A 13,979-nucleotide genomic window follows, 5' to 3' on the forward strand; every position below is an offset into this window, starting at 1 on the left:
ATGTCAGTGCTTGACCGTAACCGACCGCAAGCGATTGACTGCCACTCCGTCAGTCCAGTCTTTCTATGACATGAGGATCCGTTGGGCACTGAGCTGCTGGCACCCCTCGACCTGGCCTTCTGGCACCTCGAATCCGATGCTCACCCCATGCACCTCGGTGCGCTCGCCGTCTTCTCCCCGGCCCCCGGCCCGGCGCACGGCGCGAGCGCCGGGACCGTGCTGGAACTGCTGGGTACCCGCGCCGCAGCGATTCCGCGGCTGCGGATGCGGGTCAGGGACGTACTGCTGCCGGTCGGCGGCGCGGCCTGGTTCGTGGACAAGGACTTCGACGTGCGGCGGCACATCGCACGGGTGCGGCTGACCGAGGCGGAGTCGCGCGGCGGGGACGACGGATTCATGGCGGGCGCCACCCGGCTGGCGGGCGAGCTGATGGAACGACCGCTCGAACGGGGCCTGCCGCCCTGGCAGATGTACGTGATCGGCGGCGCCGACGGCGGCCCCTTCGCCGTGCTCGTCAAGCTCCACCACGCGCTCGCCGACGGAATGCGCGCGGTCGCCATCGGCGCCGGGATCTTCGACGAGATCGCCTCCGCCGCCGGCCGCGCCCGCGGCAGCATCCCCACCCGCGGGGCGCGCGCGGTCCCGCCCCGCTCCTGGATGCCGGGCCCGCGCCAGGTCGCCGGCCTCGCGCTGGGCCGGATCGAGGACCTCGGCCGGGCCTTCGGGGTCGGTGCCTCCATGGTGCGGGCCAGCCGGCTCGACCTGCGCGGCGCGCCCGCGCTCACCGCGAGCTCCAGCGGCACCCGGCGGCTCGCCACCGCCGACCTGGACCTCGACGCGGTCCAGCGGATCCGCCGCGCCGCCGGAGGTACGACCAATGACGTCCTCCTCGCGGTCGTCGCCGGGGCCCTCCGCCGCTGGATGCTGGAGCGCGGAGAAGCGCTGCCGGCCGAGGACCCGCGCGCCCTGGTGCCGGTCTCCCGCCGCAGACCGGGCCAGGCCGCCGCGACCGGGAACAAGCTCTCCGCCTATCTGCTCGGACTCCCTGTCCGCGAATCCGACCCCTGGGAACGGTTCCGTATCGTCCGCACCGCCATGGACCGCAACAAGTCCGCGGGGCCCTTCCGCGGTGCCGGTGCGGTCGCCGTGCTCGCCGATCAACTGCCTTCGCTGGCCCACCGCTTCGGCGCGCCCATCGCCGGGAACGCGGCCAGGATGCTCTTCGACGTCCTGGTCACCAGCGTGCCCCTGCCGCGCTCGGCGCTCTCCCTCGGCGGCTGCCCGCTGCGCGCCGTCTACCCGATGGCGCCGCTGGCCCGCGGCCAGTCCCTGGCCATCGCCCTGTCCACGTACGGCGGCCGGGTGCGGGTCGGGCTGGTGGCCGACGGCAAGGCGCTGCCCGATCTGGAGCGGCTGGCGAGCTGTGCCCATGACGAGGTGGCGCACCTGCTCGAACTGCTGCCGACCGGTTGAACGGTCCGCACCCGATCAACCATAGATCGGACAGATTCCTGGAAATATGCCGCAGTTCGTGGTGTCAGAGGTATTGACGTGCCCAAGTGATCCGATGAATAGTCGCTGTGTGACAGGAAGTGATCACCGGGGAGGGCGACGGAAGCATGCGGCGCAACAGGCTGGGCAGCAGCACGGTCGAGGTCACCGAACTGTCCTTCGGTGCCGCTGCCATCGGTAATCTCTTCAGCGCCGTCGACCCCGCGCAGGCGGCGGCCGCCGTGGACGCCGCATGGGGCGAGGGCATCCGCTGTTTCGACACTGCGCCGCACTACGGACTCGGCCTCTCCGAACGACGGCTCGGCGAGGCCCTGCGTGGCAGACCCCGCGACTCCTACGTGCTGTCCACCAAGGTGGGACGGGTACTCGACCCGCTGCCCGCCGGCACCGCCTTCGAGACCATGTCCGGCGGGCTGTCCGAGGGCTTCGCCGTGCCGGCCACGCACCGCCGCCGCTGGGATTTCAGCGCCGACGGTGTGCGCCGCAGCATCGAGGACAGTCTGGAACGGCTCGGACTCGACCGCGTCGACATCGTCTATCTGCACGACCCGGACGACCACGCGGAGGCCGCGTTCCACGAGGCCTACCCGGCACTGGAGAAGCTGCGCGCACAGGGCGTCATCGGAGCCATCGGTGCCGGGATGAACCAGACCGCCATGCTCACCCGCTTCCTGCGCGACACCGACATCGACGTCGTGCTCTGCGCAGGCCGCTACACCCTCCTCGACCAGTCCGCCCTCACCGAGCTGCTGCCCGAGGCCGCCGCCCGCGGCCGCAGTGTCGTCGTCGGCGGGGTCTTCAACTCCGGGCTCCTCGCCGACCCGCGCCCTGGTGCCACGTACGACTACACGGCCGCGTCGCCGGCCCTCCTGGACCGGGCGCTGCGGATCAAGGCCGTCACCGAGGGCCACGGCGTCCCGCTGCGGGCCGCCGCCCTCCACTACCCGCTCGCGCACCCGGCCGTCGCCGGAGTGCTCGTCGGCACCCGCTCCCCGGACGAGGTGCACGACGCCGCCGCCCTGCTCCGCCGCGAGATCCCGGACGGACTCTGGGACGACCTGCGCGCCGAGGGCCTGCTGACCGAGGACGGACACTGAGATGAGAATCGCCCTGCACACCAAGGTCCGCGCCGACCGCATCGAGGAGTACGAGGCCGCGCACCGCGAAGTCCCCGCGGAGCTCACCACCGCGATCCGCGCGGCGGGCGGCGCCTCCTGGACGATCTGGCGCAGCGGCACCGACCTCTTCCACGTCATCGACTGCGAGGACTACGCCGCACTCCTCGCCGAACTGGAGAAACTCCCGGTCAACGTCGCCTGGCAGGCCAGGATGGCCGAACTCCTCGACATCGCGCACGACTACTCCTGCGACGGTGCCGAAGCCGGTCTCCCGGTCGCCTGGGAGCTGTGACATGAGCGGCCCACAACGGATCGTCGACGCCCACCACCATGTGTGGGACCTGTCGGTACGCGACCAGGACTGGATCACCGGCGACGAACTCGCCCCGCTCCGGCGCACCTTCACCCTCGCCGACCTGGAGCCCGAGGCACGCGCCGCCGGGGTGTACGCCACCGTCCTCGTCCAGACCGTCACCATCCCCGCGGAAACCCCCGAGTTCCTGGCCCTCGCCCACGACAACGACCTCGTCGCGGGCGTCGTCGGCTGGTGCGACCTCACCGCCCCGGACATCGCCGACACCCTGGCCGCGCTGCGTGAACTCCCCGGCGGCGACCGGCTCGTCGGCATCCGCCACCAGGTCCAGGGCGAACCCGACCCCGCATGGCTGCTGCGCCCCGACGTCCGGCGCGGACTGCGTGCCGTCGCCGACGCGGGGCTCGTCTACGACCTCGTCGTCCAGGCCCGCCAACTGCCCGCCACCGTCCAGGCCGCCGACCTGCTGCCCGGGGTGACCTTCGTACTCGACCACGCCGGCAAACCGCCCGTCGCCACCGGTGGACTGCACCCCTGGGCCGACGATCTCCGGGCCCTCGCCGCCCGCCCCAACACCGTGTGCAAACTGTCCGGCCTCGTCACCGAGGCCGATGTGCACTCCTGGACCGTGAACGATCTGCGCCCGTACGCCGACACCGTCCTCGACGCCTTCGGGCCCGACCGGCTGATGTTCGGCTCGGACTGGCCGGTGTGCCGGCTCGCCGCCACGTACCCGGAAGTCGTCGAAACGGCACGCACCCTGACCGACGCCCTCACCGAGGACGAGCGGCACCGCGTCCTCGCCGCCACGGCCGAGCGCGTGTACGGCCTCTGACAGGCGTCCGGCCGACGCTTCCGGCAGTCTGGAACCATGCCCGAACTGCCGGAAGTCGAAGCCCTGCGGGTCTTCCTCGACGACCACCTCGTCGGCAGGGAGATCGACCGCGTCCTGCCGCTCGCCGTCAGCGTCCTCAAGACGTACGACCCGCCCCTCACCGCGCTGCACGGCTCCGCGGTCACGGACATCGCCCGACACGGCAAGTTCCTGGACATCGGCGCCGGCCCGCTCCACCTGATCACCCACCTCGCCCGGGCCGGCTGGCTGCGGTGGAAGGACGGCTTCCCCACCACACCGCCGCGCCCCGGCAAAGGACCCCTGGCGCTGCGCACCGTACTCACCGGAGGCGACGGCTTCGACCTCACCGAGGCGGGCACCGCCAAACGCCTCGCCGTCTACCTGGTGCACGACCCGGCCGAGGTGCCCGGCATCGCCCGCCTCGGCCCCGACCCCCTCGACGACTCCTTCGACCGGGACGCGTTCGCCGCGCTGCTCGCCGGGGAACGCCGCCGGATCAAGGGCGCCCTGCGCGACCAGTCCCTGATCGCGGGCATCGGCAACGCCTACAGCGACGAGATCCTGCACGCGGCGAGGATGTCGCCGTACCTGCTCACCGCGAACCTCACCGCCGACCAGATCAGCCGGCTGCACACCGCCCTGCGCACCACACTCCGCGACGCGGTCGCCCGCTCCAGCGGACTGCGGGCCGGAGAGCTCAAGGCCGAGAAGAAGAGCGGGATGCGCGTCCACGGACGCACCGGCGAGGCGTGCCCCGTCTGCGGGGACACCATCCGGGAGGTGTCGTTCAGCGACTCCTCCCTCCAGTACTGCCCCACCTGCCAGACCGGCGGCAAACCGCTGGCCGACCGCCGCCTGTCCCGACTGCTCAAGTAGTCCGGTCGGGTGCCCCGCACTCCGGCCCGGTACCCCCACGCACGTTCTACACTCCGCCCATGCTGCGCGTACTCGCCGTCGACGACGAAGAACCCGCCCTGGAGGAACTCCTCTACCTCCTGCGCGCCGATCCCCGCATCCGCAGTGCCGAGGGCGCCACCGGGGCCACCGAGGCACTGCGCCGCATCGGCAGCGCCGTCGAGGCGGGTCCCGACGACCCGTCGGCCATCGACGTCGTCTTCCTCGACATCCACATGGCGGGCCTCACCGGGCTCGACGTCGCCCAGCTGCTCGCCGGGTTCGCCGCACCCCCGCTCATCGTCTTCGTCACCGCGCACGAGGGTTTCGCCGTCCACGCCTTCGACCTGAAAGCTGTGGACTACGTCCTCAAGCCGGTCCGCCGCGAACGCCTCGCCGAAGCGGTCCGCCGCGTGGCCGAACAGGTCGGCGACCGCTCCGCACCCGTGCTCGACACCGCCAATGACCAGATACCGGTGGAGCTCGGCGGAGTGACCCGGTTCATCCCGATCGACGACATCGCCTACGCCGAAGCCCAGGGTGACTATGCCCGGCTGCACACCGCCACCGGCAGCCACCTCGTCCGCGTCCCCCTCACCACCCTGGAGGAACGCTGGCGCACCCGCGGCTTCGTACGCATCCACCGGCGCCATCTCGTCGCGCTGGGCCGGATCGACGAACTCCGCCTCGACGCGGGCAGCATGAGCGTGCGCGTCGGCACCGCGGAGCTCGCCGTGAGTCGTCGCCACGCCCGCGCGCTGCGCGATCTGCTGATGCGCCGGACCGGCCGCTGACCAGGGAATACCCGGACTCGAACCCCTTCCCACGAGGGTCCGGTGCTGCGTACACTCCGGGCCCATGTCCGCAGAGCCAACACCCCGGCGTGAAGTGGTGACGGGGGAGCCCCGGCGGGTGCGCCCGCTGCCGCGTTACCGCACCCAGTCGGAGATCGACGAGCAGACCGCACTGGGCGGCGCGTATGTCCGTTCGCTGATGCGCGGCCAACTGCGCGCCGGACTCACCGCCTTCATCGTCCTCGCGGTGGTCGTCGGCACAATGCCCCTGGTCTTCGAGGCCCTGCACAGCGCCGCGCTCGTCTGGGCGGTCCTCGGGTTCGCCGCCTATCCGCCCCTGACCCTGACCGCTTGGTGGTACGTGCGAAGAGCCGAGCGCAACGAACGCGACTTCGCCCGGCTCGTGGAAGGCCGCCCCGCACCGTGAGCCGCGCGTACGCGGTGGCGGCCGTCGGCTCCGTCGTGGTCGCGACCGTCCTCGTCGGCGGCTTCGGGCTGCGCATCTCCCGTACCACCTCCGACTTCTACGTCGCCTCGCGCACCGTACGGCCGCGGCTCAACGCCGCGGCTATCAGCGGCGAATACCTCTCCGCAGCTTCCTTCCTCGGCATCGCGGGCCTGGTCCTCGTGCACGGCCCGGACATGCTCTGGTACCCGGTCGGATACACCGCGGGTTATCTGGTGCTGCTGGTCTTCGTCGCCGCACCGCTGCGCCGCTCGGGGGCGTACACCCTGCCGGACTTCGCCGAAGGACGGCTGGAATCACGGCAGGTGCGCAGGTTGGTCAGCGTTTTCGTCGTCGCGGCGGGCTGGCTCTATCTCGTACCGCAGCTCCAGGGCGCGGGACTGACGCTCAAGATCCTGACCGGGGCGCCCGGCTGGCTCGGCGACGTGCTCGTGGCGTCCGTCGTCGTCATCGCCGTCGCCGCGGGCGGCATGCGGTCCATCACCTTCGTGCAGGTCTTCCAGTACTGGCTGAAACTGACCGCACTCCTCGTCCCCGCGATCTTCCTGGCACTCGCCTGGCAGGGCGACGGGCGGCCCCGCGTCCACTTCGACGAACAGCTCTCCGTCTTCCGCGCCGACCATCCGCTGTACGCCACCTACGGACTGATCGTCGCGACGTTCCTCGGCACGATGGGCCTGCCCCATGTCGTCGTCCGCTTCTACACCAGCCCCAACGGCCGCGACGCCCGCCGCACGACGGTCGCCGTCCTCGCCCTCATCGGCGTGTTCTACCTGCTGCCGCCGGTCTACGGCGCACTGGGCAGGCTTTACGCCCCCGAACTGATCCACGGCGGGGACGCGGACGCCGCCGTACTGCTGCTGCCCGGCCGGGTCATCGACGGGCTCGGCGGGGATCTGCTCGGCGCGCTCATCGCGGGCGGCGCCTTCGCCGCGTTCCTGTCGACCGCCTCCGGCCTCACGATGGCCGTCGCGGGCGTCATCACCCAGGATGTGCTCCCGTCACGCGGGGTACGGCACTTCCGGCTCGCCACCGTCCTCGCCATGTGCGTACCGCTGGCCGGTTCGCTGCTGGTCAGCCGGGTACCGGTGGCCGACTCGGTGGGGATGGCGTTCGCCGTCTCCGCGTCCTCCTTCTGCCCGCTGCTGGTCCTCGGCATCTGGTGGCGGCGGCTCACCCCGCCCGGCGCGATCGCCGGACTGCTGCTCGGCGGCGGCTCCGCGTTCCTGTCCGTCGCCATCACCGTCAGCGGCGCGGTACGCCCGCCCGGCTGGCCGCACGCCCTGCTCGCCTGGCCCGCCGTGTGGTCGGTGCCGGTCGGCTTCCTCGCCATGGTCCTGGTGTCCCTCGCCACGCCCGGCCGGATACCTCCCGGTACCAACGCCGCCATGACCCGCTTCCACCTTCCGGAAGCGCTGTGAGGGCCCGGCAGCGGGCTTCGCGGCGTCGCGGGGCTGGGGTACGCACCTCGCGGCGTTGTCGTCAATCACCAACGCTCCGCGTTGCCTCAATCCTCCGCCTTGCGATGCACGTACCCCAGCCCCGCTCCTTCACCCGCGCTGCCCGCTGCCGGGCCCTCGCTGTGAGGGCCCGGCAGCGGGCCCTCCTGACCTCGGGGAGACACCGATGACCGGGGCCGGATACGCCGTAGTCGTCCTGCTCGTCCTTCTGCTGCTCGGCGCGGGCTTCCTGCTCGGCCGCCGCACCGCCCGCCCGGTCCGCACCAGCGACGTCGGAACCCCCGTCGAGCATGCCACCTTCGAGACCCTGCACACCGCCTCGCTCGCCGCGCCCCCGCTGCGCGCCGGGCTCACCGAGGAGAGCGCCCGCAAATCCGCCCGCGGACTCCGCTCCCTGCTCGGCACCGACGCCCTCTGCCTCACCGACCGCGACCGGGTGCTCGTCTGGGACGGCGCGGGCGAACACCACGGCCGGCACGTCATGGACCAGGTGCGGGGTCTCCTCTCCAGTGGCCGCGACACCGCCTTCGCCAGCGACTGCGACGACCTCGACTGCCCGCTGCGCTGGGCCGTGGCCGTGCCGCTCACCGTCGACCACCGGGTCCTCGGCACCCTCATCGCCTACGCCCCGCGCGAATCCGCGGTGCTCGCGCGAGCGGCCGGAGAAGTGGCCCGCTGGGTCTGCGTACAGCTGGAACTCGCCGAACTCGACCGCTCCCGCACCCAGCTCATCGAGGCCGAGATCAGGGCGCTGCGGGCCCAGATCTCCCCGCACTTCATCTTCAACTCACTCGCCGCCATAGCCTCGTTCGTCCGCACCGACCCCGAGCAGGCCCGCGAACTCCTCTTGGAATTCGCCGACTTCACCCGCTACTCGTTCCGGAGCCACGGCGACTTCACCACCCTCGCCGATGAACTCCACTCCATCGACCAGTACCTGGCACTGGTGCGGGCCCGCTTCGGCGAACGGCTCGCCGTCACCCTCCAGGTCGCCCCCGAAGTGCTGCCCGTCGCCCTGCCGTTCCTCTGCCTCCAGCCGCTCGTCGAGAACGCCGTCAAACACGGCCTCGAAGGAGCCGTCACCAGCAGCCGCATCATCATCAGCGCACTCGACGCCGGCTCCGAGGCCGAGGTCGTCATCGAGGACGACGGCACCGGAATGGACCCGGAACGCCTGCGGCACATCCTGCGCGGCGAGGGCGGCAACTCCACCGGAATCGGACTGCTGAACGTCGACGAACGGCTGCGCCAGGTGTACGGGGACGACTACGGGCTCGTCATCGAGACCGGCATCGGCGCCGGGATGAAGATCACGGTACGGCTGCCCAAGTACCGTGCGGGAGTGCACGGTTCCTGACCGGCGGTCGCGGCGGCGGTCAGTGGAGATGGACCGCCAGATGCCCCAGCGGCAGCCCCAGCTGCCAGGCCGGCGTCCACACCTGGGCCGCCTCCTCCGCGTCCGCCCCGCCGCCCGCCGGCTCCCAGGGCGGCGGGTCGAGCGCATCGAGATCGGCCGCGAGCAGTTCGGTCTCCTCCAGCCACCGCCAGGCGGCGCGGGCCAGCGCCAGATCCGGATCCGCGGCGCCGGACTCGGGCCGCGGCGCCGCGGCCGGTGCGTGGAGCCGGTCACGGACCCAGCCCGCCCAGGCCGCCCCGTACGCCGTCAACAGCCGCAGCTCGTCCAGCCGGGCAGCGGGCAGGGCGGCGTCCGCTGCGTCGTCGGAAAGGAAGATGGTGAGCGCGAGCGCGTCGCGGCCCGCGCGGTACTCCAGCGTGGACGGCTCCATCAGATCGCCGGTCCGCAGCAGCTCGTCGGCGATGTACTCGGCGTACATCCAGGCCATCGGGACCAGCAGCCCGCCCCCACTGGTTCCATCCTCACGTTCCGGGTGCATCCCGTCTCGCCTCTTTCCCTTCTCGGCACCGGGCTTCACGGAGCATTGAACCGGGGGAGCACGCCCCGCGTGGCCAGAAGGACAGGATCCGTCCCGACCGGATCCGTCCACGACACGAGGATGCGATGACCGCCGATCCCGAGGAGGGCTCGCACGTGCGGCAGTTGCTCGGCGCCTATGTGCTCGATGCGCTCACGGCCCGCGAGATCCGAGCGGTCTCCCGCCATCTGCCGTCCTGCCACCGCTGCACGGCCGACTACGTGGAGGTCGCGGAGGCCGTTGCGGCCCTCGCCCTGCTGAGCGAGGAGGACCTGCTGGAGTAGCCCGGCAGGCTGCGGGAGAGCTGGCGCAGCGCGTAGTAGGACCGGGACTTGACGGTGCCCGCCGGAATATCGAGGGCCCGCGCCGTCTCGCCCACGCTCAGCCCGCGAAAATATATCTGGACGAGGACGGCACGGTGTTCCGGGCTGAGGGAGCGCATCGCATCGCGTACGTCGAGGGCCGAGACCGCGGCCTCCGCGGTGTCCTGGGCACCCGCGGCGGTCTCCAGCACGACGTCGCTGACCTCGGCCGGCCGGGCCTGCCTGGACCGGCGCGCGTCGATGGCGAGACGCCGCGCGACGGTGAAGAGCCAGGGCCGCATCGACTCGTACGGAGCGTCGAAGGCCTCCGGATGCTGCCAGGCCCGCACCAGCGTCTCCTGGAGCAGATCCTCGGCCCGCTGCCGGTCGCCGAAGGTCAGCCCGAGCAGGAAGTGGAGCAGGGCGGGGCCGTGCTCCCGCTGGAGATCCGCGAGGGTCCGCTCATCGGTCGTCGTGGTGGTCATCGTGAACGCCCTTCTCCGCCGAGGCCCTGGCCCTGTCCTGCCGCTTCGCTGCCGACTGCCGTATACGAACGCATCGGGGCGCCGGGGAACAGGCGATGGGCGGCTCCGTGCGACGAGCGGTCGCACAGTGCGGCGAATGGTGCGGTGAACGGTCGGGCGGTTGCCGGGGCGGGTGCCCGTACGGGCGACGGGCGGTGCGGTGCCCGTACGGGCGACGGGTCAGCCCGTGCCGGCTCCCGTGTCCGGCTCCGGTGTCTTCGCCATCTCCGACTTCCGGTACGAGTAGCCGAAATAGATCACCAGACCGACCAGGAACCACACCACGAACCGCACCCACGTCTGCCACTGCAGGAAGGTGATCAGCCAGATCGAGAACACCACCCCCAGAGCCGGCACGAACGGCATGCCGGGCGTGCGGAACGTACGCGGCAGATCGGGTTGCTTGTAACGCAGCACGATCACCGCGATGCACACCACCACGAACGCCAGCAGAATGCCGATGTTCGTCAGCTCGGCGGCCTCGCCGATCGGCAGGAACCCGGCGATCACGGCCGAGGCCGCGCCGACGATCCAGGTCACCCGGGTCGGCACGTGCCGGGTCGGGTGGGTCTTCGCGAACCACTTCGGCAGCAGCCCGTCGCGGCTCATCGAGAACCACACCCGGGTCACACCGAGCATGAAGGTGAACATCACGGTGAGGATGCCGATGATCGCGCCCACCGCGATCACATCGGCGAGCCTGTTCAGCCCCACCGACTTGAATGCCGTGGAGAAGCCGGACTCGGGGTCGATCTCCTTGTAGCTCTGCATCCCCGTCAGCACCAGACACGCCGCCACATACAGCACCATGGAGATCCCCAGCGAATACAGGATCGCCTTCGGCATGTGACGCTGCGCGTCCTTGGACTCCTCGGCGGCCGTCGACATGGCGTCGTACCCGAACACCGCGAAGAACACCGTGGCGGCACCGGTGAAGGCGCCGCTCACCCCGAACGGGAAGAAGGGGTGGTAGTTGGCGGTGTTGATGTGGAACACGCCGACGCCGATGACCAGCAGGACGACCAGGACCTTCAGGACGACCACGATCGTTTCGAAGCGGGCCGCGTTCTTGATGCCGAGAGTCAGCAAGTACGCCACGAGCAGACAGAGCAGTGCGGCGAACAGGTCCACCCGATGGCCGTCTCCGGTACCGGGCGCGCCCAGCATCCACTTCGGTACGTCCAGCCCCATCTCCCCGAGCAGGAAGCTGAAGTAGCCGGAGATGCCGATCGCGACAACGGCGACGATCGCCGTGTACTCCAGCAGCAGGTCCCAGCCGATGAACCAGCCCACCAGCTCGCCGAGCACCGCGTATCCGTAGGTGTAGGCGGAGCCGGCCTTCGGGATCAGGCCCGCGAACTCCGCGTAGCTGAACGCGGCCGCCGCGCTCGCCACACCCGCGATCAGGAAGGAGATGAGCACCGCGGGCCCGGCGGTGCCGTTCGCCACCGTGCCGGCGAGGGTGAAGATGCCCGCGCCGATGATCCCGCCCACGCCGATCGCCGTGAGCTGCCACAAGCCGAGCGTTCTGGTGAGCTGAGTGGTGACGTCCCCCGCGGGCCCCTTCTCGTCGATCTGCTCGATCGGCTTGCGGCGCAGCACACCCTCGCCCACTCGGAGCCTAGCCATGAGTCACCTCTCCGCTGACGGCTGTCCCTGACGGGCGCTCATGATGACGCAGGTGCGGCCGGTGCGGAAGACGGCGTGCCGTCCGTCGGAGGTGAGGATTCCGCGACGGTTATCAGGACTCTTGCAGAAAGCCCCGGGGTTCACGCCGGGGATGAATGGATCTCAGGACTGCTCTGACCTGCACTTTAGAGCGGGTGTTTTTGCTGCTCGATGTACTGACGGACGATCGCCAGCGGTGCTCCGCCGCAGGATGCCGAGAAGTACGAGGGCGACCACAGGGTGCCGCCCAGCGCCGTGCGCTGGCCCAGGCGTTCGGATGCGCCCGCGTGGTGTGGAACGACTGCCTGCGCGACCGCAAGGAAGCGCACGCGGCGGGGCTGGCGTATGTGAAGTCGGCGGAGTTGTCCCGGCTTCGCATCACCCAGGCCAAGCGCACCGAGGAACGTGCCTGGCTCGCCGGCGTGTCAGCGGTCGTTCTGCAACAGTCCCTTCGGGACCTCGACACCGCCTACCAGAACTTCTTCGACAGCCTCAAGGGCAAGCGGCAGGGCCGGAAGGTCGGGGCGCCCCGGTACAAATCGAAGAAAGACACCCGGCAGTCGATCCGCCTCAACACCAACGCCTTCTCCCTCCAGGACAACGGCACGGTGTACGTGGCCAAGGTCGGCAGTCTCAAGGTCAAGTGGTCCCGCCGGCTTCCGGTCGCGCCCACGTCCCTGACCGTCACCAAGGACAGTTCCGGCCGGTACTTCCTCAGCTTCGTCGTGGACACCGAGCCGGACATCCTCCCCGAGCTGCAGACAGAGTCCGGTATTGACCTCGGTCTGTCCGTCTTCGCGGTCCTGTCCGACGGCCAGAAGATCGACAGTCCCCGCTTCCTGCGCCGGGCGGAGAAGAAACTCAAGCGCCTTCAGCGGGACCTGTCCCGCAAGGCCAAGGGATCGAAGAACCGGGCCAAGGCCCGCATCAAGGTCGCACGCCAGCACGCCAAGGTGGCGGACCGGCGCCGGGACTGGCACCACAAGGCATCCACACAGATCATTCGCGACAACCAAGCGGTGTATGTGGAAGACCTCGCGGTGTCCGGCCTCGGCCGCACCCGGCTCGCCAAGTCCGTGCACGACGCGGGATGGTCCGCGTTCGTCGGCATGCTGGAGTACAAGGCGGTCAAGCACGGCCGCACCTTCGCCAAGGTGGACCGCGCTTTCCCGTCCTCTCAGGTCTGCTCGGCCTGCGGATTCCGGGACGGCCCCAAGCCCCTGCACGTGAGGGAGTGGACGTGCAGGGCGTGCGGCACCGTGCACGACCGCGACCACAACGCAGCCCGCAACGTCCTCTTCGAAGGACGCCGTATCGTCGCCGCCGGACGGGCGGAGACGCTAAACGCCTCGCAGAGCGCCGGTAAGACCAGGACGAAAATCCCGGCACAGCGCGTTGAAGCAGGAAGCACCCGGAAGGGTCAGACGACCCAGGCCGGAATCCCTGGACTTTAGGCCAGGGAGCACGTCAAGGGACTACCGTGACGGGCCAACGACCCGCCTTCACCAGCCGGATCGCCACCGAACCGATGAATCGGTGCCCGGCCGACTCCGACGCGCCCACCACGACGGCATCGGCTTTCAGCTCGTCCGCAGCCGTCACCAGCCCGTTGTAAGGGTCACCGCGGAAGGTGTGGAACTCCCAGCGCACATCCCATATGTCCTTCATCCGCTCCGTCGCCTGCCGGATCTCGTTCACCAGCCCCTCCGCGACCTCGCCGGTCGTATCGGCGACAGGAGCTCCGAGTGCGGCGCCGGCGGGCAGCACGGGCTGGACGTAGACGAGGGCGAGCATCGCTCCCTGCCGACGGGCGAGCCCCGCCGCGTACGCCGCGGCACGCATGGAGGAATCGGACCCGTCGAGGCCGGAGACGATCACTTTCGGGCCGTCCGTGCCACGTTCGAACTGATGGGGCTGCTGGTCTGTCACGGCAGTGAGGCTATCCGCTCCCCGCGCCGACCCCGTCCCGGCCCCGCCCCGGGCACGGCGGCTACTGGATCACGGTGGTGTCCCGGCGACCCCGCGCCGTTGCGTGCCAGGGCCGGACCGGCGAACGGGTGTTGCGCCGGCCCCATACGCCCGTCGCCCCGGGTCCTGCCAACAGGACCCGGGGCGACGGGCGTAACGGGCCGCACTGC

At 70.7% G+C, this 13,979-nt stretch carries 15 protein-coding genes and 1 pseudogene; 11 read left to right on the top strand and 5 right to left on the bottom strand.

The features are described from left to right. Nucleotides 1-81: 81 nt before the first annotated feature. From ACZ7L9_RS27335 to ACZ7L9_RS27375, 9 genes are all read left to right on the top strand, one after another. Complete coding sequence (locus ACZ7L9_RS27335) at nt 82-1,473, top strand: wax ester/triacylglycerol synthase family O-acyltransferase (RefSeq protein ID WP_471419162.1); 1,392 nt, start codon at nt 82-84, stop codon at nt 1,471-1,473. A gap of 146 nt (nt 1,474-1,619) precedes the next feature. Beyond that, nucleotides 1,620-2,609 carry an aldo/keto reductase gene (locus ACZ7L9_RS27340; RefSeq protein ID WP_471419163.1) on the top strand — a complete coding sequence of 330 codons (990 nt, stop codon included), beginning with the start codon at nt 1,620-1,622 and terminating at the stop codon, nt 2,607-2,609. Between the two features lies 1 nt (nt 2,610). Continuing rightward, nucleotides 2,611-2,922 (top strand): L-rhamnose mutarotase, encoded by a 312-nt coding sequence (locus tag ACZ7L9_RS27345; protein ID WP_471419165.1) that lies wholly within the window; start codon nt 2,611-2,613, stop codon nt 2,920-2,922. Nucleotide 2,923: 1 nt separating this feature from the next. After that, nucleotides 2,924-3,778 (top strand): amidohydrolase family protein, encoded by an 855-nt coding sequence (locus tag ACZ7L9_RS27350; protein WP_471419167.1) that lies wholly within the window; start codon nt 2,924-2,926, stop codon nt 3,776-3,778. A gap of 36 nt (nt 3,779-3,814) precedes the next feature. After that, nucleotides 3,815-4,675, top strand: a complete 861-nt coding sequence (locus ACZ7L9_RS27355; protein ID WP_471419169.1) for an Fpg/Nei family DNA glycosylase — start codon at nt 3,815-3,817, stop codon at nt 4,673-4,675. A 59-nt stretch (nt 4,676-4,734) separates the two neighbouring features. Beyond that, nucleotides 4,735-5,487: a LytR/AlgR family response regulator transcription factor gene (locus tag ACZ7L9_RS27360; RefSeq protein ID WP_471419170.1), complete on the top strand. Its 753-nt coding sequence runs from the start codon at nt 4,735-4,737 to the stop codon at nt 5,485-5,487. 64 nt (nt 5,488-5,551) lie between these two features. Then, entirely contained in the window at nt 5,552-5,914 is a 363-nt protein-coding gene (locus tag ACZ7L9_RS27365; RefSeq protein WP_471419172.1) for a hypothetical protein, read from the top strand. Beyond that, nucleotides 5,911-7,374 carry a sodium/solute symporter gene (locus ACZ7L9_RS27370; protein WP_471419175.1) on the top strand — a complete coding sequence of 488 codons (1,464 nt, stop codon included), beginning with the start codon at nt 5,911-5,913 and terminating at the stop codon, nt 7,372-7,374. Before ACZ7L9_RS27365 ends, ACZ7L9_RS27370 begins: the two co-directional genes overlap by 4 nt. Nucleotides 7,375-7,579: 205 nt before the next feature. Next, on the top strand, nt 7,580-8,770 hold the full coding sequence (locus ACZ7L9_RS27375; RefSeq protein ID WP_471419177.1) for a sensor histidine kinase: 1,191 nt from the start codon (nt 7,580-7,582) through the stop codon (nt 8,768-8,770). A 19-nt stretch (nt 8,771-8,789) separates the two neighbouring features. Here ACZ7L9_RS27375 and ACZ7L9_RS27380 read toward each other — a convergent pair whose 3' ends face one another. Continuing rightward, nucleotides 8,790-9,308 carry a hypothetical protein gene (locus ACZ7L9_RS27380; protein ID WP_471419178.1) on the bottom strand — a complete coding sequence of 173 codons (519 nt, stop codon included), beginning with the start codon at nt 9,306-9,308 and terminating at the stop codon, nt 8,790-8,792. A 125-nt stretch (nt 9,309-9,433) separates the two neighbouring features. Between ACZ7L9_RS27380 and ACZ7L9_RS27385 the strand changes: the two genes are divergently transcribed. Next, the gene (locus ACZ7L9_RS27385; protein ID WP_471419180.1) at nt 9,434-9,631 is read left to right on the top strand and encodes a zf-HC2 domain-containing protein; all 198 of its coding nucleotides are present in this window, start codon (nt 9,434-9,436) and stop codon (nt 9,629-9,631) included. Here the strand turns inward: ACZ7L9_RS27385 and ACZ7L9_RS27390 are convergent. From ACZ7L9_RS27390 to ACZ7L9_RS27400, 3 genes and pseudogenes are all read right to left on the bottom strand, one after another. Beyond that, nucleotides 9,565-10,134 (bottom strand): sigma-70 family RNA polymerase sigma factor, encoded by a 570-nt coding sequence (locus tag ACZ7L9_RS27390; RefSeq protein ID WP_471419181.1) that lies wholly within the window; start codon nt 10,132-10,134, stop codon nt 9,565-9,567. The genes ACZ7L9_RS27385 and ACZ7L9_RS27390 overlap by 67 nt on opposite strands. Nucleotides 10,135-10,353: 219 nt before the next feature. After that, on the bottom strand, nt 10,354-11,802 hold the full coding sequence (locus ACZ7L9_RS27395) for an amino acid permease (protein WP_471419184.1): 1,449 nt from the start codon (nt 11,800-11,802) through the stop codon (nt 10,354-10,356). 185 nt (nt 11,803-11,987) lie between these two features. Beyond that, nucleotides 11,988-12,086: pseudogene (locus tag ACZ7L9_RS27400) on the bottom strand (transposase); the annotation flags it as partial. Between the two features lie 42 nt (nt 12,087-12,128). Between ACZ7L9_RS27400 and ACZ7L9_RS27405 the strand changes: the two are divergent. Continuing rightward, nucleotides 12,129-13,295, top strand: coding sequence for an RNA-guided endonuclease InsQ/TnpB family protein (locus ACZ7L9_RS27405; RefSeq protein WP_471419185.1), 1,167 nt, complete (start codon nt 12,129-12,131; stop codon nt 13,293-13,295). Nucleotides 13,296-13,308: 13 nt separating this feature from the next. Here ACZ7L9_RS27405 and ACZ7L9_RS27410 read toward each other — a convergent pair whose 3' ends face one another. Beyond that, nucleotides 13,309-13,770, bottom strand: coding sequence for a universal stress protein (locus ACZ7L9_RS27410; RefSeq protein ID WP_471419187.1), 462 nt, complete (start codon nt 13,768-13,770; stop codon nt 13,309-13,311). Nucleotides 13,771-13,979 lie beyond the last annotated feature (209 nt).

It is taken from the genome of Streptomyces sp. NPDC111516, assembly GCF_055635345.1.